This is a genomic window from Brevundimonas sp. AVps31, assembly GCF_058681355.1.
On record NZ_CM178736.1, the window covers coordinates 267,473 to 290,695 of the forward strand.

Genomic DNA, 23,223 nt, shown 5'->3' on the forward strand with positions numbered 1-23,223 from the left:
AAGCGGGCTTATGCCTCGCCCTTGACCCAGACTTCGACGGGTCCCTGCAGCTTGACGGTCAGGGCCTTGCCGCGGCGGTCGACGCGGTTGCCGACGGCCAGACGGACCCAGCCTTCCGAGATGCAGTATTCCTCGACATTGGTCTTTTCCTCGCCCTTGAAACGGACGCCGATGCCCTGCGCCAGAACGTCGGCGTCGTGGAATTGGCTGTCGGGATCGACGGACAGGCGGTCGGGAAGGTCGGTCATGGAATGGCTCTTCGGCAAATCAGCCGCCGCCTTTAGCCGGTCCGCGGCCCGGCTCCAAGCGCTTGACCTGACGCGGGGTCAATCGACTAGGTTCGTTTCAAATCACTACGGACCTCGCCCGTGACCGATCCAACAGTCCGCGACTTCATCGCCCCGGCCGCCGACGGCTATCCGCTGGCCATGCGGCTGGTGTCCTCGCCCGTCCCGACGGTGGCCGTGCTGGTCAGTTCCGGCACCGGTTTTCCCAAGGGCTTCTACGACCGGTTCGCCCGACATCTGGCGGGCAAGGGCGCCGCGGTCCTGACCTACGACTTCCGGGGCATCGCCGGATCGCGGCCCGATGATCTGGCGGCGATGGAGATGGACTATGTCGACTGGGGCCGACTGGACATGCCCGCCGCGCTGGACGCCCTGATCGACGCCGCGCCCGGCCTGCCGGTCGTCCACGTCGGCCACAGCGTCGGCGGCCACTTCCTCGGCTTCATGGCCAATCAGGACCGCATTGCGAAACACGCCTTCGTCTCCGTCGGCAGCGGCTACTGGGGTCGTCACCACCGCCGCTACAATCCCATGGAGCTGTTCTTCTGGCTCGGCTTCGGCCCGCTCAGCCTGGCGCGCCACGGCTACATCAAGGGCGGCGGCCTGTGGGCCGGGACCGACCTGCCGCGCGGCGTGTGGGAAACCTGGCGCCGCTGGTGCCTCAAGGAGTCCTATTTCCTCGATGAGCTGAAGGATCGGCTGAAGCCCCATCATTTCGATGCGGTCACGGCGCCGATCCACTCCTGGATCTTCACCGACGATCCCATCGCCACGCCCGTCACCGGGCCGATCCTGATGCAGATCTATCCCAACGCCCCGCGCCAGATGACCGTCCTGTCCCCCGCCGATCTCGGCGTGAAACGGATCGGCCACGAGGGCGCCTTCCGCAAGGGCATGGAGCCCCTTTGGGATCAAATGGCGGACTGGCTGCTTGAACCCCCGCCGCGACGGCATAGGTAAGCGCCTCCCCTGCCCCCGGAGCGTTCCATGACCGACCAGCCCGCCATCACCGTTGACGGCCACGCCATCCCCCTGCTGGGCTTCGGCACCTGGAACCTGGAGCCCGCGGATGCCCGCCGCATGGTCGCCGAGGCGCTGCGCATCGGCTATCGCCACATCGACACCGCCTGGATCTACAAGAATGAAGCCGCCGTCGGCGACGGCATCCGCGACGCCATCGCCGCCGGTCATGTGACGCGCGACGACATCTGGCTGACGACCAAGATCTGGGTCGCCCACTTCGACCGCGCCGGCCTGCTGAAGCAGGCGAAGGAATCAGCCGAGGCGCTCGGCTTCACCCCCGACCTTCTGCTGCTCCATTGGCCCAAGCCGGAACCGTCTTTCGAGGAAACGCTGGGCGCGCTGAACGCGGCGCAGGAACAGGGCCTGACGAAGAGCATCGGCCTGTCGAACTTCCCGTCGTTCGAATTCGCCCGCGCCCAGAGCCTGTCGAAGGCGAAGCTGGTCACCAACCAGGTCGAGTACCACCCCTACCTCAAACTCACCGCGCTGATCGCCACGGCCAGGGAGCTGGGCTCCTCGATCACCGCCTGGTCGCCGCTGGCGCAGGGCAATATCGCCACCGATCCGACCCTGATCGAGATCGGCAAGGCGCATGGCAAGTCCGCCGGTCAGGTCACCCTGCGTTGGCTGATCCAGCAAAACATCATCGCCATCCCGCGCACCAGCAAGGTCAGCCGGGCCGAGGAAAGCTTCGACATCTTCGACTTCGAACTGTCCGCCGAGGAGATGGACCGCATCCATTCGCTGGCCCGTCCGGACGGCCGTCTGGGCGACTGGCTCGACAAGACCTTCCAATGGGATGAAGAATGGGCGTGAGGCGTCCCGAACGAGAGGACGTCCCACCGGGAGGTTTCAATGGGTTCGGTGCTCGGTTTTCCGGGCGTCGATCCGTCTGACGCGGCGGTCGGCGCAAGGCTCAAGCGGTGGCGCGAACAGCGCGGCATGAGCCTCGACGACCTCGCGGCCCGCCTGAACATCACGCCCGAGGAGGCCCGCCGGATCGAGGCGGGCCGCGCCCATCTCGACACCCTCGGCGTCGGCGCCGCGACCACTGCCCTGCACCTGCCGTTGTGGGCGCTGGTGTCGGACACGCAGGCGTACTGAGGGTGTCGGCGTCGCGCGCCTACCGGGCGGTCTTCGCCGTCGTCGGCGGGTTCGCCATCGGCCTGCAGTATTGGCTGATGCTCACCGGCGAGACCGGCAAGGGCGCGGCCGAGCTGACGCTGAACTTCTTCAGCTACTTCACCATCCTGACGAATGTGATCGTCGTCCTGGCCCTGACCGGTCCGGCGCTGACGCCGAACAGCCGTGTGGGCCGCTCGACATCCAGCGAGGGCGTGCGCGCGGCGGTGGCCATGTACATCGCCGTCGTCGGCCTGACCTACCACTTCCTGCTTTCACAGGTCTGGGACCCGCAGGGCTGGCTGTTCGTGTCGAACGGCCTGCTCCACTACGTCATGCCGATCGCCTTCGTGCTGGACTGGCTGCTGTTCACGCCGAAGGGCCGTCTGCGCTGGATCGACGCCGTCAAATGGCTGTCGGTCCCGCTGCTCTACATGGTCTGGACCGTGGTCCACGGCTACGCCTCGGACTGGTGGCCCTACTGGTTCGTGAACCTGCCGGCGCTGGGCCTTGCGAAAGCCGCCTTCTGGTTCACGGCCATGCTCGCCCTGTTCCTGATCGTCGGCCTGATCATCGTGGCGATCGACCGCACCCTCGGACGAGGTGACAGGAGCCGCGCGTCCGCCTAATCCAGCGCATGGCCTACAAATCCCTGCGCGACTTCATCGAAATCCTCGAAGCCGAGGGCGAACTGGTGCGGGTGACCGAGCCGGTTTCGACCCATCTGGAAATGACCGAGATCCAGACCCGGCTGCTGCGCAACGGGGGGCCGGCGGTCATCTTCGAGAAGCCGGTCATGCCCGACGGCACGATCAGCCCCATCCCCTGCCTCGCCAACCTGTTCGGTACGGTCAAGCGCGTCGCCATGGGCGTGACGCTGGACAAGAAGAAGCGCACCACCGCCGCCGAACTGCGCGAGGTCGGCGAACTGCTGGCCTTCCTGCGCAACCCGACCCCGCCGCGGGGTCTGGGCGACGCCATGGAGATGCTGCCGCTGATGCAGACCGTCATGGCCATGCGGCCCAAGGTCGTGAAGACCGCGCCGGTCCAGCAGGTCGTGCTGAAGGGCGACCAGATCGACCTGACCTCGCTGCCGATCCAGGGCTGCTGGCCCGGCGAACCCGCGCCGCTGATCACCTGGGGCCTGGTGGTCACCAAGGGCCCGTCCGACGCGCGCGAGGACGACTTCAATCTCGGCATCTACCGCATGCAGGTGCTGGGCAAGGACAGGGCGATCATGCGCTGGCTGGCCCACCGCGGCGGCGCCCAGCACTATGCCCGGCACAAGAAGCGCAAGACGGGCCCCCTGCCCGCCGCCATTGTGCTCGGCGCCGATCCGGGGACCATTCTCGCCGCCGTGACGCCGGTGCCGGACACCCTGTCGGAATACCAGTTCGCCGGCCTGCTGCGCGGCGCCAAGGCCGAGCTGGTCCCCTGCAAGACCGTGCCGCTCATGGTCCCGGCCAATGCCGAGATCGTGCTGGAGGGCCACGTCCTGCTCGACGAGCATGCGCCCGAAGGCCCCTACGGCGACCACACTGGCTACTACAACTCGGTCGAGACCTTCCCCGTCTTCCAGGTCACCGCCATCACCATGCGGAAGGACCCGATCTACCTGACCACCTTCACCGGCCGCCCGCCGGACGAGCCCTCGGTGCTGGGCGAGGCGTTGAACGAGGTCTTCATTCCCCTGCTGCGTCAGCAGTTCCCCGAGATCACCGACTTCTGGCTGCCGCCCGAGGGCTGCAGCTACCGCATCGCCGTGGTGTCGATGAAGAAGGCCTACCCCGGCCACGCCAAGCGGGTGATGCTGGGCGTCTGGAGCTATCTGCGCCAGTTCATGTACACCAAATGGGTGATCGTCGTGGACGACGACATCGACGCCCGCGACTGGAAACAGGTCATGTGGGCCATCTCCACCAAGATGGATCCGGCCCGCGACATCACCCTGATCGAGAACACCCCGATCGACTATCTCGACTTCGCCAGTCCCGAGAGCGGTCTGGGCTCCAAGATCGGCCTCGACGCCACCGACAAGTGGGAGCCGGAGACCAAGCGCGAATGGGGCGAGGAAATCCGTATGGAGACCGAGGTCGTCGAGCGGGTTTCGGCGATGTGGGACCGGTTGGGCCTGCCCGGCGACGGGACGCCGATCTGGAAGTAACCACCTTCCTCAGTCTGACGACGCAACTCACTCGCAACCTTCGCCGTTCATCTCCCGGCGCGAATGTTCGCGCCGCTTTGACAGGGGTGTTCGATGGTGAAGACGGGAACGCGTGCGTTGGCTCTGGCGACGGCCGGCCTGCTCACTCTGGGTCTGGCCGCCTGCGGTGACGGCGGCGCGGCCAAGGGCGGGAACGCCTCGGTGGCCGAGGCTGCCGGCAATCAGGCGACGCAGGAGAAGTTCAACCACTACGTCGAGGGCTTCAACAAGCTGATCGATGACAGCTGGGGCGTCGGCTCGAATTTCAACAACTACCAGCAACTCGACATTCCGAACAAATCCTCTAGCGATTCCATCTACTTCCCGGAAAACATCACGACCCTGGAAGGCGCCATCGAGGCGCTCAAGGAAGGTCGTGCGCTGCGCGGCGGCGATCTGGCCGGCCCGGCGGACGCCGCGGTCGACACGCTTCTGCCCCGGCTTGAAGCGCTGCTGACCCAGTGGAAGACCCTGGATCCCTATTACGAGACCCGACGCTACCGTGAAGACGGACTGGCCCAGGGCAAGGCGGCGGACGCCGGGCTGAAGGCCGCCTATCAGGCCGCCGTTGAGGGCATCGAAACCTTCGACGCCGCCCTGACCGACTATCTGCGCAAGCGTGACGCCGCCCAGCTGGAAGCCTACCGCAAGGCCGGTCACGGCGAACTGGCCGCCCTGATGGACGCGATGCAGAAGGCCGACCACTTCAGCGACGCCGTCATCGCTGACAACAGGGCCGAGGCCGACCGCCAGCTGCCCGCGCTGGAAGCCGCCGTGGCCGAGGTGCGCAAGGCCGAGGGCACCCTCGCCGCCGACGACGGCAACAAGCTCGAGTTCAAGATGATCGCCGACTATCTCGACGGCATGATCGGCTACTACCGGGACTACAAGGTGGACGGCGACGACGATGACCGTGAACGGGTCGTCGATCGGTACAACAGCGCCGTCGGCCAGATGGACGACATCGAGCATCCGGCGACCTGAATTCGCCCTCTGACGCGACGGGCGGTGGCGATCGTGCGCCACCGCCCGGCCGCCCGGGACGGGCGCGGGCATTTTTACCGCACCACGCAGCCGTGTGTCAGAAACCCGCTTTTCAAATGACAGTCTTGTAATCTATCGTCGTGACTTCGTTTGCCCACGGAGTCCTCCCTATGCGCGCTCTCGTCGCTGTTCTCGCCCTCGCCACCGCCATGCCGGTGATCAGCATCCCCACCTATTCCGACGCCCAGGTCCTGACCGGCCGTGGCGGCGTTCGCGGCGCTTCGCGTCCCCGTCGTGTCGAGGCCCCGCGTTTTTCCCAGGCGGAACAACAGCAGCTCTGGGACGCCCAAGACCTCGTCACCGACCTGAACAGCCAGATCGAAAACCTTCAGGCCGCGGGCGCCGCCGCCGGTGGCCTGACGGAGGCCCAGCGCACCGAGATCGCCGCCCACACCGCCCGTCGCGATGAAGCCCAGGCGACCGTCGACCGTCTCACCGCCAAGCGCGGCTCCTGAACGACCCTCAAGACAGGTGGGCCTGAAACGGCGGCGGTGGTTTCCACCGCCGCCGTTTCTGTATCCGGAACCTTGACACCGGGGTGACGCGGCGCGCCCGTCCCCATAGGGTGCGCCGGCCGACCGGGGCAGGTCGGGCGGCGTCGGGGCGGGATTTCATGAGCGCGTTCGAGTTCTTCTTCAGCTTCTACGGCCTTCTGCTGGGCCTGTCCGTCGCCGAACTGGTCGGCGGCTTCGCCCGCATCCTGCAGGAAAAACAGCGGGTCCGCTTCGGCTGGCTGACGCCCTTGCTGGCGACCTTCGTGGCGCTGGACGTGGCGACCTTCTGGAATCAGGCCTGGGTCATCTTCCGGGGCGCGCCCTTCAACCACGCCCTGCTCATCGCGGGCCTGATCATCGCCGCGACCTTCTATGTCGCCGCCAGCGTCACCTTCCCGCGCGTCTCCGCCGAGGGCAGCGACGCGCCGATCGACCTGACCGACCATTTCTGGCGCTACCGCCGACTGGTGTTCGGCTGCATCATGGCGGCCAACCTGATTGTCGGGCTGCTGTTCCTGACCCTGATGAGCCTGAACGAGGGCTTCGCGGCCCTGTCGACGGTGCGTCTGTGGGTCGGCTTCGGCATCTTCTTCCTCGGCACGGCGACGGCGGCCTTCTCGCCCTGGCGGCCCGTGGTGGTCGGCGCCCTGCTGACAGTGCTGGTTTACAGCCTGTGGACCCTCTGCATGTCGGCCCTGAACCTGATTTCGGCCGGGGTCTGGTCGCCCGCGCTGGGGGTCAACTAGTCCCGCCGCCTCACCGCTTGCCCGATACGGACATTTGGTCGAGGAAGGGCGTCATGCGCACGCCCCTTCTGATCGCAGCCGCCCTTCTGTTCGCGAGTCCCGCCATGTCCCAGTCCGTTCCGAACACCGCGCCGTGGGACCAGCCCTTCCTGCCGCCCGCGCCGGAGTGGAACGGCGCCAGCCGCGACCTGCTGCGCGACGCCTCGGACCCCTGGGTCACGGCGTTCGAGGCGGACCCCGCCCATGACTTCAGCCCGACCTACGCCGACACGCGCGCCTGGTTCGATCGTCTGGACGCCGCGTCGGACCTGATCCGCATCGAGCAGTTCGGCGTCTCGCCCGAAGGCCGCCCGATCTACGCCGTCATCGCCTCGAAGGACGGCGCGACCTTCGATCCGTCCAAGCCGGTCCTGCTGGCCCAGGCCGGCATCCACCCGGGCGAGATCGACGGCAAGGACGCGGGCATGATGCTGCTCCGCGACATCGCCTTCTATGGCAAGGACGACCTGCTGGACCGGGCCAACCTGATCCTGATCCCCATCCTGTCGGTCGACGGGCACGAACGGGCCTCGCCCTACAGCCGTCCCAACCAGCGCGGACCGCGCATCCAGGGCTGGCGTCACACGGCGACCAACCAGAACCTCAACCGCGACTACCTGAAGCTGGACCAGCCGGAGATGCGGGCCGTGCGCGGCCTGATCGTGAAGTACCGGCCCGATCTCTATGTCGACATCCACGTCACTGACGGCATGGATTACCAGTACGACGTCACCTACGGCTACAACGGCGAGGACGGCGTCTGGTCCCGCTCGCCCGCCACCGCGACGTGGCTGGACACCGCCTTCAAGCCCGCCATCAACGCGGCGCTGGAAGCGCGCGGTCACATCCCCGGCGAACTGGTGTTCGGCATCGACGACCAGAACCCGCGCGCGGGCCTGAACGACGGCGGGCTGGGCGAGCGGTTCTCGAACGGCTGGGGCTCGGCGGCCCACGTCCCGACCATCCTGATCGAGAACCACAGCCTCAAACCGCATGAACAGCGCGTGCTGGGCACCTATGTCTTCCTGGAACAGGCGCTCAGGCTACTGGCGTCTGACGGCCGCGACCTGCGCACCGCCATCGCCGCCGACAGCGCGCTTCGCCCGGCGGAAATCCCGACGAATTTCGTATCCGACGCCGAGCCGTCCTCGACGCGCCCGTTCAAGGGCATCACCTACGAGACCTGGGACAGCCCCGCCTCCGGCCGTCAGGAGATCCGCTGGCTGGGACAGCCTGACCCGCAGGTCTGGCAAATGCCCTTCTACGGCTCCCATCCGACCCTGACCCTGCGCCGGCCCGAAGCCTATTGGGTGCCGTCCTACCGGACCGACATCATCGAGCGCCTGCGCGTCCACGGCGTGACGATGGAGACCCTGTCGGCGCCGCGCACCGTGCCGGTCGAAATGCTGCGCCTGAACGATCCGCGCATCGCCACCCGCACCAACGAAGGTCACGTCCAGATCAGCGTGACCCAGGTCACGCCGCAGTCGCGCGACTGGACCTTCCCCACGGGCTCGGTCCGCGTCCCGACGGATCAGCCGCTGGGCGACATCGTCGTCCTGCTGCTGGAGCCGCAATCGTCGGAGAGCTTCTTCGCCTGGGGCCTGTTCCCCGAGGTGCTCAACCGCGTCGAATATATCGAAGGCTACGCCATCGCCCCGCTGGCCGAGCGCATGATGGCCGCCGATCCGGCGCTGAAGGCGGCGTTCGAGGCCAAGCTGGCCGCCGAGCCTGACTTCGCCGCCAATGGCGACGCCCGCCTGCAGTGGTTCTACGAGCGCACGCCCTTCTACGATGATCGTTACCGCCTCTATCCGGTGGCGCGCGAAAACTGACGACACCCCCGGGGAGGGACACCATGACCATCGAACAGGCGCTTGCCTTCCACACCGAAGCCTTCCGGGCCGTCGGCCTGTGGACCGGTCTGTCGCTGCTGCTGATCCTGTGGCTGTCGATGCGGATCAGCGCCGGACGGCGCAAGCTGAAGGTCTCGGTCGGAGATGGCGGCCACCCCGTGCTGACGAACAGCACGCGCGCCTTCGGCAACGCCGTCGAGTACATCCCGGTCGCGCTGGTCGCGCTGGCCGTGGTGGCGGTCTTCTACAGCGCCCCGGTCGTCCATGTGCTGGGCGGCGCCTTCTTCCTCGGCCGCATCCTGCACGCCTGGGGCATGGGGCAGGACAAGCAGCCCGCGCTCGGTCGGATGCTGGGCATGCTGCTGACCTACCTGACCTTTATCGCCTCTGCAGGCCTGCTGATCTTCGCCGCCGTCGGCTGACGGCGGTTGCGCCACGGCGGAGGCCCGGCCATATCGGGGCATGACCTCCCCGCGTGACGCCGCCGCCTCCGACATCCTGCCCGATCTGATCGCCGCCGCCCTCAGGGCTGGAGCCGACGCCGCCGAGGCGGTGACCTCCGAGCGAGCCTCCCTCTCCATCGGCGTGCGCAACGGCGCGCTGGAGGACGTCGAGCGTGAGGAAAGCCGCGACCTCGGCCTGCGCGTCTTCATCGGCAAGCGTCAGGCGACCGTCTCGGCCTCCGACCTGTCCGACAAGACCCGGGCGCGCCTGATCGAGCGCGCCGTCGCCATGGCCCGGCTCGCGCCCGAAGACCCTTACGCCGGCCTGGCCCCGCAGGACCGCCTGGCCCACGGCCCCTTCCCCGACCTCGATCTCTACGACCCGACCGAGCGCAGCGCCGCCGATCTGGAAGCCGCCGCCGCCGAGGCCGAGGCCGCCGCGCTCGCCATCGACGGCGTGGCCAAATCCGAGGGCGGCCATGCCGCCGCCTCGTCCAGCCGCTGGCGTCTGGTGACCTCGCACGGCTTCGACGGGTCCTACCAGGGTTCGGCCTTCTCGCTGGGCGTCGGCGTCATCGCCGAAAAGGACGGGGCCATGGAGCGGGGCGGCGAACATCGCGCCGTGCGCCACCTGTCCGACCTGCCCTCCGCCCAATCCATCGGCGCCTATGCGGGCCAGCGTGCGGTCGAGCGCACCGGGCCGCGCAAGATCGCCTCGACCACCGCTCCGGTCATCTTCGAAAACCGCGTGGCGACACAGGTGCTGTCGCCCCTCCTGGGCGCCATCTCCGGCGCCTCCATCGCCCGTGGGACCTCCTTCCTGAAGGACAAACTGGGCCAGCCGGTGCTGCCGACGGGCGTGAACCTGATCGACGACCCCTTCCGCCCGCGCGGTCTGGGGTCGACGCCGTTTGACGACGAGGGCATCGCCGTCTGGAAGCAGTCGCTCGTCGAGGACGGCGTTCTGACGACCTGGCTGATGAACAGTTCCAGCGCCGCCCAGCTGGGCCTCGCCTCGACCGGCCACGCCTCGCGCGGTCTCGCGGGACCGCCGGGCGTCTCGACCCACAACCTGCATCTGGAGCCCGGCGAACAGGATCTGGCGGGCCTGATGGGCGCGGCCGGGACCGGCCTGCTGATCACCTCCATGTTCGGCCCCTCGCTGAACGGCAATACGGGCGACTGGTCCGCCGGGGTCTCGGGCTTCTGGTTTGAGAACGGCCAACGCGCCTATGCGGTCAGCGAAGTCACCGTCGCGGGCAATCTCAAGGATCTGTGGGCGCGCCTGGTGCCCGGCTCCGACCTCGAATTCCGCGGCGGCTTCAACAGCCCGTCGCTGCTGTTCGACGCCGTCGCCATCGCGGGCAAATGACGGACTACGCCGACGATCTCGACCTGATCCGCGACGCGGTCCTCGCCGCCGGTGAACTGGCGCTGGCCGAGCGTGAGGCCGGGCTGAAGATCTGGTCCAAGTCCGGCGGCTCGCCCGTCACCTCGGCGGATCTGGCGGTCGACGCCCTGCTGCGCGACCGCCTTCTGACCGCCCGCCCCGACTACGGCTGGCTGTCGGAAGAGACCGCCGACACCACCGAGCGCCTGACGAAGCGCCGCATCTTCGTGGTCGATCCCATCGACGGCACCGTGGCCTATATGAAGGACAAGCCGTGGTGGTGCGTCCCCATCGCCGTGGTCGAGGACGGCCGCCCGGTCGCCGCCGTCATCCATGCGCCGATGCTGAACGAGACCTTCGTCGCCACCCTGGGCGGCGGGGCCACCCTGAACGGACGCCCGATCAGCGCGTCGGACACCACCGATCTGGATGACGCCGCCGTGCTGGCCGACGCCCGGCTGATGGAGGGTCCGCACTGGCCGGAGCCTTGGCCCGCCATGCGCTACGAGAAGCGCAACGCCCTGGCCTACCGCATGGCCCTGGTCGCCGCCGGGGCCTTTGACGCCGCCATCGCCCTGACGCCCAAATGGGACTGGGACGTCTGCGCCGGCGCCCTGATCGCCGAAGAGGCGGGGGCAAGGGTCAGCGACCACCACGGCCGGCCGTGGCGCTTCAATCAGCCCGATCCGCGACAAACCAGCCTGATCTGCACGGCTCCGGCCCTTCACCCGTTGATCGTGCGGCGTACAGCGCCTATTCCGCTCGCGCCCCGCTGATCCGTTTCCGTCAGGTTATCCAGACCCGCGCGTGAGATGGTGAACCCAACGACCGCCCTCCCCCCGGGATAGAAACATGACCACCCAGGCTGATCCGACCCAACTGCTGCACATCGTCATCGGCGGCGAGCTGCGCCATCTGGATGCGCCCGTCTTCCGCGACCTGAGCCAGATCGAGTTCGTCGGCGCCTTCCCCAGCTATGAGGAAGCCCGCAAGGCCTGGAAGGCCCGCGCCCAGGCCACAGTGGACAATGCTCACATGCGGTATTTCATCCTGCACGCGCACCGTCTGATTGACCCGCGCGGCGACGTGGCCGAACACTAGTCTTCGGGAACGAACCGATCCGCTCGGGCGCTTCCTCTCAAGGCCAAGCCAAGAGGAGGGCCCGAGCATGATTCCGATCCTCATCGTCCTGGCCCTCGGCGCGCTCGCTGTGGGCATCGTCGTCTGGGCCACGCGCCGCAAACCGAAGCTGAGCAGCAACGCCCCGCGCGAGGCGGACACCGCGTGGAATGACCCGGTCACGCCCGCCGCGTCGCCGGTCTCCGCCCCCGACGAGAGCCCCCGACCATGACCCTGTTCGGCCGCACCCTCGGCGCCGAGGAAATCAGCGCCCTCGTCTTCATGCTGATGGCGCTGGTGCTGTGGACCATGTCCCTGCGTGGCGAGATGGCGTGGAAGCGCTGGTTCCGGACCTGGGAGGCCGAACGCAAGGCGCGCCGCGAGGCGGAGTTGGAGCGTGAAGGCCACGGCGGCCCCTCCTCGGACGGTCCGCGCGGCCCCTGGGGCTGAGCCCTACTCCCGCCGCAGCAGCTTCTCGGTCAGCAGCGTCCCCCACCACTGGCCCTTGAACTCGGCCCGGATCGCCTTCGGGTCATAGGCCGGGCTGTCCACCCAATCGAGGAAGCTGACGCCCGTCGGCTCCACCTCCTTCAGGTATTTTTCCAGCGTATAGTCCAGCACCCCGGTCAGGCCCTCGCGGTGGTGCAGGTATTTCTTCGACAGCTGGCCGATGGCCTCGCTGATCGGTTCGCCCAGATGGAAGTGGCGATAGAAGACCGCCATCATTCCCGCCCGGTCCGCGCCAGACTTGCAGTGGATCAGCACCGGATAGTCGATCGTCTCGAACAGCCGTTTGGCGCGGTGGATGCGGTCCGTCTGCGGCGGGTCCCGGCTGTCCAGCGGCGCATCGATCAGCGTCAGGCCCAGTTTCGCGCAGGCGTCCTTCTCCAGCGCATAATAGGCCTCGTCCCGCGCCCCGCGCAGGTTGATGACCGTCCTGATCCCCTGCGACTTCCAGTAGGCCAGCTGCCGCGGCGACGGCTGGTTCGTCCGCACCAGATCCGGCCCCAGCCAGTGGGCGTTCATGAACCATCGCCGCAGGAAGGCGTGATCCTTCCAGACATAGTCCCACTTCGCCCTGAAGCGACCGACGGCGGTGGAGAGATCGTAGGACGACATGGGTGCGGAAATAGAGGGTCAGGAGCCAATCGTCATCTGGTGGTTTTATAATCCCGACCGCCAAACGCCGGAGACGCGCCATGAAAGCTGCCTCGTCGCTCCTCGCCCTCGCTGTGCTCCTCGCCGCCTGCCAGCCCGCCGCCGAAACCCCCGGGGTGGCCACGCCGCCGGTCGCCCCCGACGCACCACCCCGTGCGGCGGCGGCGACAGCGACGGCGCAGGAGGCCTCGCCCGACGCCGCCCTTACGGCCTTCCTTCAAACGCGAACCCGCGACGCCATGCCGCCGCTCAGCTACGTCGCCCGCTCGGTCGGCGACGGGGCGGACGCCCTGACGCTGGTCTATCTCGTCGGGCCCGAGGTCTGCGGCAGCGGCGGTTGCAATCTGCTGATCCTGCGGCGATCGGGGGATGGCTATGCGGTGGTGGGCGACACCACCGTCACGCGCGCACCGATCCGCCTGCTATCGACCCGGACGAACGGCCTGCCCGATATCGGCGTGCACGTCGCGGGCGGCGGCGTCACGGAGGGATATGAGGCGCGCCTGAAATTCGACGGCGCCCGCTATCCGTCCAATCCCACAGTCGCGCCGGCCGAGCGTGTCACGGAGGCCGAAGGCGTGGTTCTGATTACGGATGATGACGCGCGGACCCCGCTGAAGTCATAGGCCGCTTGACTTCCCCCCCCAGCCGTCCGACCTCGGAGCGATGACGACGCCCGTTCCCGCCGACGACGAGAAGGAAGCCCTGCGCCCGCTGCTGGGACGCATCTGGCGGGACTATCTCTCGCACCACCGGACGCCGCTGTTCCTGTCCATCGCCTGCGCCGCCGTGGTCGGGATCATGGCCGCCACCGTGCTCCAGCTGCTGCAGCCGGCCATCGACGGTCTGTTCCTGGGCCGGCCCGTCACCATCTGGCGGGTCATCACCATCCAGCCCGAGCACGCCCTGCTGGGCATTCCCGCCATCATCGTCGGCGCCGGGGTCATCTGGACCATCGCGGCCCTGGGTCAGGCGGCGCTGGTCAACCGGCTGGGCCACGGCATCGTCGGCGACATCCAGGTCAAGCTGTTCGGCTCCATGATCCGCGCCGATCTGGCCCGCCTGCGCAGCCAGCATTCCGGCGGCTTCGTCGCCACCGTCCTGTTCGACGCCAATCTGGTGCGCGAGGCCTTCACCAACGGCGTGGTCAACTACACCCAGCACGGCCTGACCCTGATCGCGGTCATCGCCTATATGGCGTGGTCGGACTGGAAGCTGACCCTGATCGTCCTGCTGGGCGCGCCCCTGATCGCCTTCGTCCTGCAGCGCTTCGGCAAGCGCATGCGCAAGGCCACCACCGGCGCCATGGTCGAGACGGGCAACCTGTCCACCGCCCTGATGGAAAACCTCGACGGCGTCCGCCTGATCAAGATCGAGAACCGCGAGGCGGCCGAGGAGGCCCGCGTGGCCGAGGTGGTCAACCGCCGCCAGCGCCACGTCATCAAGTCCGCGGACTCCCGCGCCTTCGCCGGTCCCTTCTCCAATCTGGTCGCCATGGTCGTGGTCGCCGCCGTCATGGCCTATGCGGGCTGGCAGGCGCGTCAGGGCCAGATGAGCGTCGGCGCCTTCGCCGCCTACATCGGTCTGCTGATGTCGGCGGGCCAGTCACTGCGCCAGGTGACCAACCTGCAGACCGTGATGACCGAGGGCCTGACCGCCGCGCGCCGGCTGTTCGGCTCGCTCGACATCCAGCCCGAAATCCGCGAAGCGCCGGACGCCACGCCCCTGGTGCACGGCCCCGTCACCGTGGCGCTGGATCGCGTCAGCTTCGCCTACGCCCCCGCGGCCGAGGGCGGCGCGCCCACCCTGTCCGACGTGTCCCTGACGGTGAAGCCGGGCGAGACCGTCGCCCTGGTCGGTCCGTCGGGCGGCGGCAAGTCGACCATCCTCAGCCTGCTGCCGCGCTTCTATGACGTGACGGCCGGCGCCGTGACCCTGAACGGTCAGGACATTCGCGAGATCAGGCTGCACGACCTGCGCAGCCATATCGCCCTGGTGACGCAGGAGCCCTTCCTGTTCGACGACACCATCGCCGCCAACATCGCCTATGGCCGTCCCGGCGCGACGCAGGCGCAGATCGAGGCCGCCGCCGCCAACGCCGCCGCCCACGACTTCATCACCGCCCTGCCCGAGGGCTACCAGACCCGCGCCGGCGAGGCGGGCCTGCGACTGTCCGGCGGCCAGCGGCAGCGCATCGCCATCGCCCGCGCCTTTGTGAAGGACGCGCCCGTCCTGCTGCTGGACGAGGCCACCTCCGCCCTCGACACCGAGAGCGAAGCCCTGGTCCAGGCCGCGCTGGACCGCCTGATGGAGGGCCGCGCCACCCTGATGATCGCCCACCGCCTGTCCACCGTCCGCAATGCCGACCGCATCTATGTGATCGAGGCGGGCAAGGTGGTCGAACAGGGCTCCCACGCGGCGCTGGTGAAAAAGGGCGGCCTCTACGCCCGACTGGCCCGGCAACAGTCGCTGGACGGCGATTCCGTGGAGGTCGTCTCGTGAGGCCGCTGCGAAATCCCGTCATCCAGTCCACCCTCGCCTGGGTTCTGGCCCAGTGGATGCGCTTCTGCTTCGCCACCATCCGCTGGACGCACCAGAACGAGGGCGTGGCCGAAGCCGTCTGGAAACAGGGCGGCGGCGTGCTGGCCGTCTTCTGGCACTCCCGCATCGGCCTCAGCCCCGCCTGCTGGCCTCTGGATCGCGCCACCCCCGCCAAGGCCCTGATCTCGCTCAGCGCCGACGGCGAGTTCATCGCCAAGGCCGTGGCCAAACAGGGCTTTCCCGCCGTGCGCGGCTCGTCCAGCAACAAGGACAAGGCGGAAAAGGCCAAGGGCGGAACCCAGGCCCTTCGCGACGGCCTGAAACAGCTGAAGGTCGGCGGCCTCGCCATCACGCCCGACGGCCCGCGCGGTCCGGCCCGTCAGATGGCCGAAGGCCTGCCCATGCTGGCGAAAATCTCGGGCGCGCCCGTCCTGTTCATCGGCATGAGCTGCAATCCCGCCATCCGCCTGAACAGCTGGGACAAGGCGGTCCTGCCGCTTCCGTTCGGCAAGGGCGCCCTCGTCTATGACGTGGCCGACTATCCGGAAGGCGCCGCCATGGCCGACGTGGTCTTCGCCTGGACCGAGCGTCTGGACGCCGTCGAGGCCGAGGCTGACGCCATCACCGGCCTCAAGCGGGTCTGACATGAGCCCCGCCCTGATCCTCTACCGGCTCCTGACCCGGATGCTGGAGCCCCTGGCCCCGCGCCTGCTGGACGCCCGCGCGAAGAAGGGCAAGGAGGACCCGGTCCGCGTCGACGAAAGGCTCGGCCTGACCCGCATGCCCCGCCCGGACGGCGAGGTCGTCTGGCTGCACGGCGTCAGCGTCGGCGAGACCCTGTCGCTCCTGCCGGTCGTCGAGCGGCTGCGCGCCGTTCGTCCGGACCTGAACATCCTCGTCACCTCCGGCACCCTGACCTCCGCCAACCTGCTGGCCCGGCGCCTGCCCGAGGGCGTGATCCACCAGTTCGCCCCCGTCGACGCGCCCGGCGCGGTCGACGCCTTCCTCACGAAGTGGAAGCCGGTCGTCGGCATCTTCGTCGAGAGCGAACTGTGGCCCAACCTGATCCTGGAATCGCACCGTCGAGGCGTGAAGCTGGTGCTGGCCAGCGCCCGCATCACCGAAAAGACCGTCGCCGGCTGGCGGCGCTTTCCCGGAGCGGCGCGCCGGATTCTGTCGGCCTTCGACGTCGTCCTGCCGCAGGACGGGGTCTCGGCCGACCGGCTGGAAAGCCTCGGCGCCCGCATCGACGGCCATGTGAACCTCAAGCTGGCGGGCGAGGCGCCGCCGCACGACGGGGCCGCCTTCACCAAACTCAGCGCCGCCATCGGCGACCGGCCCGTGGTCGTCGCCGCCAGCACCCATGACGGCGAGGAGATCGCCATCGTCCGCGCCTTGGACAAGCTGGCGGACCGGCTGTGCCTGATCCTGATCCCGCGCCACCCGGAACGCAGCGCCGCCATCTCCGCCGCCCTGACCCGCGACGGCTACCGCTTCGCCCTGCGTTCGCAGGGTCGCCAGCCCGACAACGAGACCGACCTCTATGTCGCCGACACCCTGGGCGAGATGGGCCTGTTCCTGCGCCTCGCGGACGTCGTCGTCATGGGCGGCAGCTTCTCGGCCGCGCTGGAGAAACCTCCGGTGGGCGGCCACAATCCGCTGGAGCCGGCGCGGCTGGGCAAGCCCGCCGTCACCGGCCCCGACATGACCAACTGGGCCGCCGTCACCGAGGCGCTGGTCGAGGCGGGCGGGCTTCAGATCGTCGGCGCCCCGTGGGACCTGCCCGCCGCCCTGACGCCGCTGCTCTCTGACGACAAGGCCGCCCGGGCCATGGGCGACCGCGGCCGCCGCGCCGCCGCCGAGGCCGGGTCGGGTCTGGAACGGCTGATCGACAGCCTGCAGCCGTTATTGCCGCCCCCGCCCCGGACGCGCCGATGAGCCTCAGCACCCCCAGATGGTGGTATCTGCGCGACCGCAAGCACGCGGCCATGACGCGGATGCTGTTGAAGCCCGTGTCGTGGATCTGGGCGGGCGTCACCGCCAACCGGATCGCCCGCGCGACGCCGGTTGATCCGGGCGTGGCGGTGATCTCGGTCGGCAATCTGACGGTCGGCGGCTCGGGCAAGACGCCGATCACGCGCGAGGTCCTGCGCCTGCTGCGCGCGTCGGGCATCGACGCCCAGGCCCTGTCGCGCGGTTACGGCGGCAAGCTTGAGGGTCCTGTCCGCGTGGATCTGACCACCCACACCGCCGCCGAAGTGGGCGACGAGCCCCTGATGCTGGCGCTGGACAGCCCGGCCTGGATTTCCCGCGACCGCGTGGCCGGCGCGAAGGCCGCCGCCGCCGGGGGCGCGCAGGCGCTGGTGCTGGATGACGGCCACCAGAACCCGGCTCTCAAGAAGACGCTCAGCCTGATCGTGGTGGACGGCGAAACCCGCGACGACGAATGGCCCTTCGGCGACGGCTCGGTCTTCCCGTCCGGCCCGATGCGCGAACCGCTGAAGACCGGTCTGGCCCGCGCCGACGCCGTGGTCATCCTGATGCCGTCCGACCTGGACGCGCCTGATCCGGACCTGCTCGAGAGCTTCGGCGCCCTGCCGGTCTTCATCGCCCGGCTTCAGCCCGCCGGACCGCCGCCGTCCGGCCCGCTGGTCGGCTTTGCGGGCATCGCCAAGCCATGGAAGGTCGAACGCTCGCTCAAGGCCGCCGGCGGCGAGATCGCCGACTTCGCCCCCTTCCCCGACCACGCCGCCTTCCGCGAGGACGACCTGCTCTTCCTCGCCGACCGGGCGGAGACGTTCGGCGCGACCCTGGTCACCACCGAAAAGGACTGGTCCCGCCTGCCGCCGGAATGGCGCGCGCGGGTCGTCAGCTGGCCCGTAAAGGCGACCTTCGAGGATGAGGCGGGGTTTTTGAAACTGCTCGGCAGTTCCTCCCCTTCAGGGGAGGGGGACCGCGTCAGCGGTGGAGGGGCGCCGGCCCCGCGCACCGTCTGACACCCCTCCACCATCCTGCGGATGGTCCCCTCCCCCATGGGGAAGGAACTCTACTCCTCGCGGTAGACCACCCCGCCCTTCATCACGAAGGCCATGTGCTGAAGCGCCGTCACGTCGCTCAGCGGATCGCCGCTGACCGCGATCAGGTCGGCGGGCATGCCGACCGCGATGCGACCGGCCTGATCCGAAATCCGCAAATGCGCCGCCGCATTGACCGTCGCCGTCTGGATCGCCTCCAGCGGCGTCAGACCCGCACGCACCAGAAGGGCGAACTCGCCGGCGTTATCGCCATGGGCCGAAACTCCGCTGTCGGTGCCGAAGGCGATGCGGACGCCGCCGTCATGCGCGCGCCGCGCCATGTCCAGCATCAGCGGCCCGGCCTCCAGCGCCTTGGCCGTCTGGGCCGGGGTGAAGAAGTTGTCGGGGCCCGAAGCGATGCGCGCCACGAAATCCCCGGCCATCAGGGTCGGCACCAGATAGACGCCGTCCCGCCGCATCAGCCGGATCGACTCGGCGTCCAGATAGGTGCCGTGCTCGATCGAGTCGCCGCCCGCCCGCAGGAAGCTGTTGATCCCGTCCACCCCGTGGGCATGCGCCGTCACCTGACGGCCCATCCGGTGCGCCGCGCCGATGATGGCGGCCAGTTCCTCGTCCGAGAACTGTTGGCCCAGCCCGGCCGCGGTGTTCGACAACACCCCGCCGGTGGCCGTGATCTTGATGATGTCCGCGCCCGACCGCACCTGCAGCCGCACCGCCCGCATACAGTCCTCGGCGCCCGAACAGATGTTCTCGCCCGTGAACAGATGCATGATGTCGTCGCGGTAGCCGTTGATGTCCCCGTGCCCGCCGTGGATCGACACCGCCGACCCCGCCGCGATGATGCGCGGCCCGGGCACGTCGCCGCGCCGCACCGCATCGCGCAGGGCGAAGATGGACTCATTCGTCGCGCCCAGGTCGGCCACCGTGGTGAAGCCGGCCCGCAGCGTCCGCAGGGCGAAGCGCGCGCCGGCGAAGGCCTGGTCCGCATTCGACTCCGTCACCCCGTCCAGTTGCGACGTCGGGCTCTGTTCACCGGTCAGGTGCACATGGCTGTCGATCAGGCCCGGCAGGACGAAATCGTCCCTCAGATCGACGATCCGACCCTCTCCGACGAAGCCGTCGCGGATTTCCACGACCTGGTTCCCTCTGATCACGAGAGTTTTATCGCGTTGCACAATCCCGCTGGCGGGATCGGCCAGAAGCCGCCCCACTTGGACGAACGTCGTTCCCGCCTCGGGCGAAACGGACGTGGTCGCGGGCGTTTGCGCCGCGACGCTTGTGGCCGCAAATGCGGCGAGCGCCGCCATGATCGACGTGATCGACTTCACGAAATTCTCCCTCTGTCCCCGCCCCACCTTACCTGTCCACGGCCCCGCGCCAAGGCTCCGGTTGCCATGCCTGCCCGCATTTGAAACAACCTGTCGCTTCCAGTGAACATGCGAGGGGCGTCGTATGCGGCTTGCAAGACGTGGTTTTATTCTGGGCGGCGCCGCCCTTCTCTCGGGTTGCGCCTCCGCGGCGTCGACCCGGCCGACGGGCGTCACCACCGCCCTGACCACCGCGCAGGCCGCGCCGGTCGGCGTCCCCCAGATCGTCGTCGCGCATGGCGAGCCCGAAAGCATCACCGCCCGCCTGAACTCCACCCGTCTGCTCGACCCGCGCGGTCAGGTCCGTCCCGAGCTGATGGAGCGCGCCCTGGCCGCCATGGACATCCACGGCCAAAAGATCACCCAGCGCGACCGCATGTATCTGGTCGACTTCACCAAATTCTCGGGCGACGAGCGCCTGTACGAGGTCGATCTGGCGGGCGGCGCCGTCACCCTGATGCGCACCTGCCACGGCCGCGGCTCGGACCCGGATCATTCGGGCTATGCCAGAACCTTCTCCAACACGCCGGACAGCTACAAGTCCTCGGTCGGCGCCTATGCCACCGCCGGCGCCGGCTGGGGCGCCCAGCAGGGCCCGAACGTCCTGCTGGACGGTCTGGAGTACACCAACAACAACGCCCGCGAGCGCGCCATCATCATCCATGGCGCCGACTACGCCGACCCGGACTTCCTGGCCCGCGAAGGCAAGCTGGGCCGCAGCTACGGCTGCTTCTCCGTCGCCCACACCGACCTGCCCCGCCTGCGCGAGCGCATGGGCGACGGCCGCCTGCTGTTCGCCTGGGCCTAGATTTCGGGCCTGCGTGCCGAGTGTCGAACGGACAGAACTCTCACTTCCTCGCCCACGACGACATACCGGATGATGTAGGGCGGGATGATCGTCAGTTCGCGGTACCCCCGCCCTGCAGGCCGCCCGCGATCCGGCATCACTGACAAGCTCTGGGCGGCTTCCACGATGCTGAGTTCAAGATGGGCAGCGGCGTCCGGACTGAAATCGCGGACATAGGCGGTAATATCCTCGACATTGTCGAGCGCCTGATCGGACCAGACTACTCGCCACATTTCGGTCGAGGCAGGGGATTGGCGGTCGAGAGCGACAGCAGCCACCGCTTCACCGCGTCGTGACTGACCGTTCGCCCGGCCGCGAAATCCGCCAGAGCGCGTTGGGTCGCGGCTTCGACCGCCGCCTCATCCTCGAAATCGAAGACGCCGGGTTCCTCGCCGAACTCGTCCGAAGGGTCGCTCATAAGGCGTGCATAGCACCACCCCGCCAGAGGCACACGCGCCTTCAACCTGAGCGCGTCAAGCGTCCGGCTCGGTTCTACCCCCGCTCCAGCGCCCGCCAGCCGATGTCGGTGCGGTTGAACCCGCCGGGCCAGTCGATCTTGCGAATGGCGGCATAGGCGCGCTCGCGGGCTTCGGCGATGTCCGCCCCGCGCGCGCAGATGTTCAGCACCCGGCCGCCGGCGGCGACCAGCTGGCCGTCCTCCTGACGTCGCGTCCCGGCGTGGAAGACCTGGACGTGGGGCCCGAAGTCCTGCTCGGCGCCGCGAATGATCGACCCCTCGACCGGGCTGTCGGGATAGCCCTGCGCCGCCATGACCACGCAGATCACCGTCTCGGACAGGAACTCCGGCAGGGTCGCCCGGCTCAGGTCGCCCCGCGCGCAGGCCAGCAGCATCGGCACGATGTCTCCGCCCAGACGCATCATCAGTACCTGACATTCGGGGTCGCCGAAACGGGCGTTGAACTCCACCACCCGGGGGCCGTCGCTCGTCGACATCAGTCCGGCGTACAGCACGCCGCGATAGGGCATCCCCTCCGCCGCCATGCCGTCGATCACCGGCTTGACCACCAGACGCTCGGCGGCCTCGACCAGTTCGGGGGTGAAGACAGGCGCGGGCGAATAGCTGCCCATGCCGCCGGTATTGGGGCCCAGATCGCCGTCATAGGCGCGCTTGTGGTCCTGCGCTCCGCCCAGCAGCACATAGTTGCGCCCGTCCGACAGGGCGAACAGCGAGCCCTCCTCGCCGTCCATGAACTCCTCGATGACCACGCGGGCGCCGGCCTGGCCGAAACGGCCGCCCAGCATCCACTCGATCTCGCGCTCGGCCTCGCGCTTGGTCGGCGAGATGGCTACGCCCTTGCCCGCCGCCAGACCGTCGGCCTTGATCACATAGGGCGGCTTGAACACCGTCAGCGCCTGCCGCGCCTCGTGCAGCCGCTCATAGACGCCGAAGCCCGCCGTCGGGATTTCATGGCGTTCCATGAAGGCCTTGGAAAAGGCCTTGGAGGTTTCCAGCTGCGCCGCCTTGGCGGTCGGACCGAAGCAGGGAATGCCCGCGGCGGCCAGCCGGTCGGCCAGCCCCTGCTCCAGAGCGGTTTCGGGGCCGACCACCACCAGATCGGCGCGGATTTCACGCGCCAGAGCGGCCAGTTGCTCGGCGTCCGTGGCCTTCACAGGCCGCAGTTCGCCCAGCTTTTCCATGCCCGGGTTGCCGGGCGCGATGACCAGCCGCTTCAGAAGCGGTGACTGGGCGATCTTCCACGCCAGGGCGTGTTCTCGCCCGCCTGATCCGACCAGCAGGATATTCATAGGCGCGGCTTACCGCACCTGCGAAGGCGGTCAAGTCGTCAGCACGGTTAAACGCCCTCAACCGCCGCGCGGGGCGGTCCATTCCGGCAGGGCCGCCAGCTGGGCCGCGGTCAGTTCGGTGGTCAGATCGCGGAACGCGCCGTTGTCGCGCGCGGCGCCGCGGATCGAGGTGATCGGCACCGCCACCTTGCGGTCGCCCGGGCCTTCCAGCTCGATCACGACCTCCCTCAGCGTCCCGGCGGCATCCAGCACCAAGGTGTCGACATCGCCCAGGTCGGTGTAATCGGACGACACCAGATCGGCGTCCTCCAGCTGCGCCCGGGTCATGCCGAAGGCGAGGGCCGTGGCGGTCTCCGTGGCGGCGGCCCGCGTTTCGGTCACCGGCTCGGCCGCGGCGCCCGGCGCGGGCGGCTGCACCACATCGTCAGTCTTGTCGGAACAGGCGGCGATGGCCAGCAGGCTTGCGGCGGCGGCGGTCAGCAGGGCGGGACGAAACATGAAACTCTCCGGGATTCAGATCAGGGCGGACACGACGTAGACCAGCGCACCCAGCATCAGGATGCCGCCCACGACCACCCACGGGCTGACCGCGGGCGCATCGCTGCGTTCCCTCAGGCCCCGCTCGCGGGGATCCTGGTCGTCGGGGTCGGTGTGGGGCGGGTCGACGGGCATGGTCAGCAAACGACCCACACCTGAACGGTGTTCCCCTGCCATGCGGCAAAGCTTCACTCTGTCGCTCGCG

General features: G+C 68.7%; 29 protein-coding genes. 21 read left to right on the top strand and 8 right to left on the bottom strand.

Going from position 1 to position 23,223, the window contains the following annotated elements; all coding sequences use genetic code 11:
* Positions 1 to 8 precede the first annotated feature (8 nt).
* Entirely contained in the window at positions 9 to 248 is a 240-nt protein-coding gene (locus ACW174_RS01150; protein WP_492015867.1) for a DUF3297 family protein, read from the bottom strand.
* A gap of 120 nt (positions 249 to 368) precedes the next feature.
* Between ACW174_RS01150 and ACW174_RS01155 the strand changes: the two genes are divergently transcribed.
* The 15 genes from ACW174_RS01155 to ACW174_RS01225 all read left to right on the top strand — a co-directional run bounded on the left by ACW174_RS01155 (position 369) and on the right by ACW174_RS01225 (position 12,216).
* The gene (locus ACW174_RS01155; protein ID WP_492015868.1) at positions 369 to 1,247 is read left to right on the top strand and encodes an alpha/beta hydrolase family protein; all 879 of its coding nucleotides are present in this window, start codon (positions 369 to 371) and stop codon (positions 1,245 to 1,247) included.
* Positions 1,248 to 1,274: 27 nt separating this feature from the next.
* Entirely contained in the window at positions 1,275 to 2,126 is an 852-nt protein-coding gene (locus tag ACW174_RS01160) for an aldo/keto reductase (RefSeq protein WP_492015870.1), read from the top strand.
* Between the two features lie 39 nt (positions 2,127 to 2,165).
* On the top strand, positions 2,166 to 2,414 hold the full coding sequence (locus ACW174_RS01165; protein WP_492015871.1) for a helix-turn-helix domain-containing protein: 249 nt from the start codon (positions 2,166 to 2,168) through the stop codon (positions 2,412 to 2,414).
* 2 nt (positions 2,415 to 2,416) lie between these two features.
* Entirely contained in the window at positions 2,417 to 3,061 is a 645-nt protein-coding gene (locus ACW174_RS01170) for a Pr6Pr family membrane protein (RefSeq protein ID WP_492015872.1), read from the top strand.
* 8 nt (positions 3,062 to 3,069) lie between these two features.
* The gene (locus ACW174_RS01175; RefSeq protein WP_492015874.1) at positions 3,070 to 4,596 is read left to right on the top strand and encodes a UbiD family decarboxylase; all 1,527 of its coding nucleotides are present in this window, start codon (positions 3,070 to 3,072) and stop codon (positions 4,594 to 4,596) included.
* 93 nt (positions 4,597 to 4,689) lie between these two features.
* Positions 4,690 to 5,619: a DUF3829 domain-containing protein gene (locus ACW174_RS01180; protein WP_492015875.1), complete on the top strand. Its 930-nt coding sequence runs from the start codon at positions 4,690 to 4,692 to the stop codon at positions 5,617 to 5,619.
* A 170-nt stretch (positions 5,620 to 5,789) separates the two neighbouring features.
* Positions 5,790 to 6,134 carry a hypothetical protein gene (locus ACW174_RS01185; protein ID WP_492015876.1) on the top strand — a complete coding sequence of 115 codons (345 nt, stop codon included), beginning with the start codon at positions 5,790 to 5,792 and terminating at the stop codon, positions 6,132 to 6,134.
* Between the two features lie 158 nt (positions 6,135 to 6,292).
* Positions 6,293 to 6,919 carry a hypothetical protein gene (locus ACW174_RS01190; RefSeq protein WP_492015877.1) on the top strand — a complete coding sequence of 209 codons (627 nt, stop codon included), beginning with the start codon at positions 6,293 to 6,295 and terminating at the stop codon, positions 6,917 to 6,919.
* A 53-nt stretch (positions 6,920 to 6,972) separates the two neighbouring features.
* Positions 6,973 to 8,793: a M14 family metallopeptidase gene (locus ACW174_RS01195; RefSeq protein WP_492015879.1), complete on the top strand. Its 1,821-nt coding sequence runs from the start codon at positions 6,973 to 6,975 to the stop codon at positions 8,791 to 8,793.
* Between the two features lie 23 nt (positions 8,794 to 8,816).
* A complete protein-coding gene (locus ACW174_RS01200; protein WP_492015880.1) occupies positions 8,817 to 9,236 on the top strand; it encodes an MAPEG family protein in 420 nt (139 codons plus the stop codon).
* Between the two features lie 40 nt (positions 9,237 to 9,276).
* The gene (locus ACW174_RS01205; RefSeq protein ID WP_492015881.1) at positions 9,277 to 10,629 is read left to right on the top strand and encodes a TldD/PmbA family protein; all 1,353 of its coding nucleotides are present in this window, start codon (positions 9,277 to 9,279) and stop codon (positions 10,627 to 10,629) included.
* Positions 10,626 to 11,423, top strand: coding sequence for a 3'(2'),5'-bisphosphate nucleotidase CysQ (locus ACW174_RS01210; protein ID WP_492015882.1), 798 nt, complete (start codon positions 10,626 to 10,628; stop codon positions 11,421 to 11,423). Before ACW174_RS01205 ends, ACW174_RS01210 begins: the two co-directional genes overlap by 4 nt.
* Positions 11,424 to 11,499: 76 nt before the next feature.
* A complete protein-coding gene (locus ACW174_RS01215) occupies positions 11,500 to 11,748 on the top strand; it encodes a DUF4170 domain-containing protein (RefSeq protein ID WP_492015883.1) in 249 nt (82 codons plus the stop codon).
* Positions 11,749 to 11,815: 67 nt separating this feature from the next.
* Positions 11,816 to 11,998: a hypothetical protein gene (locus ACW174_RS01220; protein ID WP_492015884.1), complete on the top strand. Its 183-nt coding sequence runs from the start codon at positions 11,816 to 11,818 to the stop codon at positions 11,996 to 11,998.
* The gene (locus ACW174_RS01225) at positions 11,995 to 12,216 is read left to right on the top strand and encodes a hypothetical protein (protein ID WP_492015885.1); all 222 of its coding nucleotides are present in this window, start codon (positions 11,995 to 11,997) and stop codon (positions 12,214 to 12,216) included. The genes ACW174_RS01220 and ACW174_RS01225 overlap by 4 nt, the downstream gene beginning before the upstream one ends.
* Before the next feature lie 3 nt (positions 12,217 to 12,219).
* Here the strand turns inward: ACW174_RS01225 and ACW174_RS01230 are convergent, their stop codons facing one another.
* Positions 12,220 to 12,885, bottom strand: coding sequence for a fused DSP-PTPase phosphatase/NAD kinase-like protein (locus ACW174_RS01230; protein WP_492015886.1), 666 nt, complete (start codon positions 12,883 to 12,885; stop codon positions 12,220 to 12,222).
* Between the two features lie 80 nt (positions 12,886 to 12,965).
* Between ACW174_RS01230 and ACW174_RS01235 the strand changes: the two genes are divergently transcribed.
* From ACW174_RS01235 to lpxK, 5 genes are read left to right on the top strand one after another with little or no spacing between them, the layout of a single operon-like run.
* Positions 12,966 to 13,550 (top strand): COG3650 family protein, encoded by a 585-nt coding sequence (locus ACW174_RS01235; protein WP_492015887.1) that lies wholly within the window; start codon positions 12,966 to 12,968, stop codon positions 13,548 to 13,550.
* 40 nt (positions 13,551 to 13,590) lie between these two features.
* Complete coding sequence (locus tag ACW174_RS01240; RefSeq protein WP_492015888.1) at positions 13,591 to 15,426, top strand: ABC transporter ATP-binding protein; 1,836 nt, start codon at positions 13,591 to 13,593, stop codon at positions 15,424 to 15,426.
* A complete protein-coding gene (locus ACW174_RS01245) occupies positions 15,423 to 16,109 on the top strand; it encodes a lysophospholipid acyltransferase family protein (protein WP_492015889.1) in 687 nt (228 codons plus the stop codon). Before ACW174_RS01240 ends, ACW174_RS01245 begins: the two co-directional genes overlap by 4 nt.
* 1 nt (position 16,110) lies before the next feature.
* Complete coding sequence (locus ACW174_RS01250; protein ID WP_492015890.1) at positions 16,111 to 17,403, top strand: 3-deoxy-D-manno-octulosonic acid transferase; 1,293 nt, start codon at positions 16,111 to 16,113, stop codon at positions 17,401 to 17,403.
* Positions 17,400 to 18,461 carry a tetraacyldisaccharide 4'-kinase gene (gene lpxK / locus ACW174_RS01255; protein WP_492015891.1) on the top strand — a complete coding sequence of 354 codons (1,062 nt, stop codon included), beginning with the start codon at positions 17,400 to 17,402 and terminating at the stop codon, positions 18,459 to 18,461. Before ACW174_RS01250 ends, lpxK begins: the two co-directional genes overlap by 4 nt.
* A gap of 50 nt (positions 18,462 to 18,511) precedes the next feature.
* Here the strand turns inward: lpxK and ACW174_RS01260 are convergent, their stop codons facing one another.
* The gene (locus ACW174_RS01260) at positions 18,512 to 19,807 is read right to left on the bottom strand and encodes a metal-dependent hydrolase family protein (protein WP_492017320.1); all 1,296 of its coding nucleotides are present in this window, start codon (positions 19,805 to 19,807) and stop codon (positions 18,512 to 18,514) included.
* A gap of 145 nt (positions 19,808 to 19,952) precedes the next feature.
* Between ACW174_RS01260 and ACW174_RS01265 the strand changes: the two genes are divergently transcribed.
* Positions 19,953 to 20,675, top strand: coding sequence for a murein L,D-transpeptidase catalytic domain family protein (locus tag ACW174_RS01265; RefSeq protein WP_492015892.1), 723 nt, complete (start codon positions 19,953 to 19,955; stop codon positions 20,673 to 20,675).
* On the opposite strand, the gene ACW174_RS01270 is transcribed toward ACW174_RS01265, so the two are convergent.
* The 5 genes from ACW174_RS01270 to ACW174_RS01290 all read right to left on the bottom strand — a co-directional run bounded on the left by ACW174_RS01270 (position 20,672) and on the right by ACW174_RS01290 (position 23,195).
* Positions 20,672 to 20,947 (bottom strand): type II toxin-antitoxin system RelE/ParE family toxin, encoded by a 276-nt coding sequence (locus ACW174_RS01270; protein WP_492015894.1) that lies wholly within the window; start codon positions 20,945 to 20,947, stop codon positions 20,672 to 20,674. The two genes, ACW174_RS01265 and ACW174_RS01270, sit on opposite strands and share 4 nt — an antisense overlap.
* Positions 20,935 to 21,132, bottom strand: coding sequence for a CopG family transcriptional regulator (locus tag ACW174_RS01275; RefSeq protein ID WP_492015895.1), 198 nt, complete (start codon positions 21,130 to 21,132; stop codon positions 20,935 to 20,937). Before ACW174_RS01275 ends, ACW174_RS01270 begins: the two co-directional genes overlap by 13 nt.
* 74 nt (positions 21,133 to 21,206) lie before the next feature.
* Positions 21,207 to 22,481 carry a phosphoribosylamine--glycine ligase gene (purD, locus tag ACW174_RS01280; protein ID WP_492015896.1) on the bottom strand — a complete coding sequence of 425 codons (1,275 nt, stop codon included), beginning with the start codon at positions 22,479 to 22,481 and terminating at the stop codon, positions 21,207 to 21,209.
* Between the two features lie 57 nt (positions 22,482 to 22,538).
* Positions 22,539 to 22,979 carry a hypothetical protein gene (locus ACW174_RS01285; protein ID WP_492015897.1) on the bottom strand — a complete coding sequence of 147 codons (441 nt, stop codon included), beginning with the start codon at positions 22,977 to 22,979 and terminating at the stop codon, positions 22,539 to 22,541.
* A 15-nt stretch (positions 22,980 to 22,994) separates the two neighbouring features.
* Positions 22,995 to 23,195 (bottom strand): hypothetical protein, encoded by a 201-nt coding sequence (locus ACW174_RS01290; RefSeq protein ID WP_492015898.1) that lies wholly within the window; start codon positions 23,193 to 23,195, stop codon positions 22,995 to 22,997.
* Positions 23,196 to 23,223 lie beyond the last annotated feature (28 nt).

Coding starts and splice junctions, on each gene's coding strand:
- ACW174_RS01220 (WP_492015884.1), top strand. CDS start 11,816: ATGATTCCGATCCTCATCGTCCTGGCCCTCGGCGCGCTCGCTGTGGGC.
- ACW174_RS01215 (WP_492015883.1), top strand. CDS start 11,500: ATGACCACCCAGGCTGATCCGACCCAACTGCTGCACATCGTCATCGGC.
- ACW174_RS01235 (WP_492015887.1), top strand. CDS start 12,966: ATGAAAGCTGCCTCGTCGCTCCTCGCCCTCGCTGTGCTCCTCGCCGCC.
- ACW174_RS01165 (WP_492015871.1), top strand. CDS start 2,166: ATGGGTTCGGTGCTCGGTTTTCCGGGCGTCGATCCGTCTGACGCGGCG.
- purD (WP_492015896.1), bottom strand. CDS start 22,481: ATGAATATCCTGCTGGTCGGATCAGGCGGGCGAGAACACGCCCTGGCG.
- ACW174_RS01150 (WP_492015867.1), bottom strand. CDS start 248: ATGACCGACCTTCCCGACCGCCTGTCCGTCGATCCCGACAGCCAATTC.
- ACW174_RS01195 (WP_492015879.1), top strand. CDS start 6,973: ATGCGCACGCCCCTTCTGATCGCAGCCGCCCTTCTGTTCGCGAGTCCC.
- ACW174_RS01275 (WP_492015895.1), bottom strand. CDS start 21,132: ATGAGCGACCCTTCGGACGAGTTCGGCGAGGAACCCGGCGTCTTCGAT.
- ACW174_RS01260 (WP_492017320.1), bottom strand. CDS start 19,807: ATGGCGGCGCTCGCCGCATTTGCGGCCACAAGCGTCGCGGCGCAAACG.
- ACW174_RS01270 (WP_492015894.1), bottom strand. CDS start 20,947: ATGTGGCGAGTAGTCTGGTCCGATCAGGCGCTCGACAATGTCGAGGAT.
- lpxK (WP_492015891.1), top strand. CDS start 17,400: ATGAGCCTCAGCACCCCCAGATGGTGGTATCTGCGCGACCGCAAGCAC.
- ACW174_RS01200 (WP_492015880.1), top strand. CDS start 8,817: ATGACCATCGAACAGGCGCTTGCCTTCCACACCGAAGCCTTCCGGGCC.
- ACW174_RS01190 (WP_492015877.1), top strand. CDS start 6,293: ATGAGCGCGTTCGAGTTCTTCTTCAGCTTCTACGGCCTTCTGCTGGGC.
- ACW174_RS01210 (WP_492015882.1), top strand. CDS start 10,626: ATGACGGACTACGCCGACGATCTCGACCTGATCCGCGACGCGGTCCTC.
- ACW174_RS01250 (WP_492015890.1), top strand. CDS start 16,111: ATGAGCCCCGCCCTGATCCTCTACCGGCTCCTGACCCGGATGCTGGAG.
- ACW174_RS01290 (WP_492015898.1), bottom strand. CDS start 23,195: ATGGCAGGGGAACACCGTTCAGGTGTGGGTCGTTTGCTGACCATGCCC.
- ACW174_RS01175 (WP_492015874.1), top strand. CDS start 3,070: ATGGCCTACAAATCCCTGCGCGACTTCATCGAAATCCTCGAAGCCGAG.
- ACW174_RS01205 (WP_492015881.1), top strand. CDS start 9,277: ATGACCTCCCCGCGTGACGCCGCCGCCTCCGACATCCTGCCCGATCTG.
- ACW174_RS01225 (WP_492015885.1), top strand. CDS start 11,995: ATGACCCTGTTCGGCCGCACCCTCGGCGCCGAGGAAATCAGCGCCCTC.
- ACW174_RS01230 (WP_492015886.1), bottom strand. CDS start 12,885: ATGTCGTCCTACGATCTCTCCACCGCCGTCGGTCGCTTCAGGGCGAAG.
- ACW174_RS01265 (WP_492015892.1), top strand. CDS start 19,953: ATGCGGCTTGCAAGACGTGGTTTTATTCTGGGCGGCGCCGCCCTTCTC.
- ACW174_RS01285 (WP_492015897.1), bottom strand. CDS start 22,979: ATGTTTCGTCCCGCCCTGCTGACCGCCGCCGCCGCAAGCCTGCTGGCC.
- ACW174_RS01180 (WP_492015875.1), top strand. CDS start 4,690: ATGGTGAAGACGGGAACGCGTGCGTTGGCTCTGGCGACGGCCGGCCTG.
- ACW174_RS01185 (WP_492015876.1), top strand. CDS start 5,790: ATGCGCGCTCTCGTCGCTGTTCTCGCCCTCGCCACCGCCATGCCGGTG.
- ACW174_RS01240 (WP_492015888.1), top strand. CDS start 13,591: ATGACGACGCCCGTTCCCGCCGACGACGAGAAGGAAGCCCTGCGCCCG.
- ACW174_RS01160 (WP_492015870.1), top strand. CDS start 1,275: ATGACCGACCAGCCCGCCATCACCGTTGACGGCCACGCCATCCCCCTG.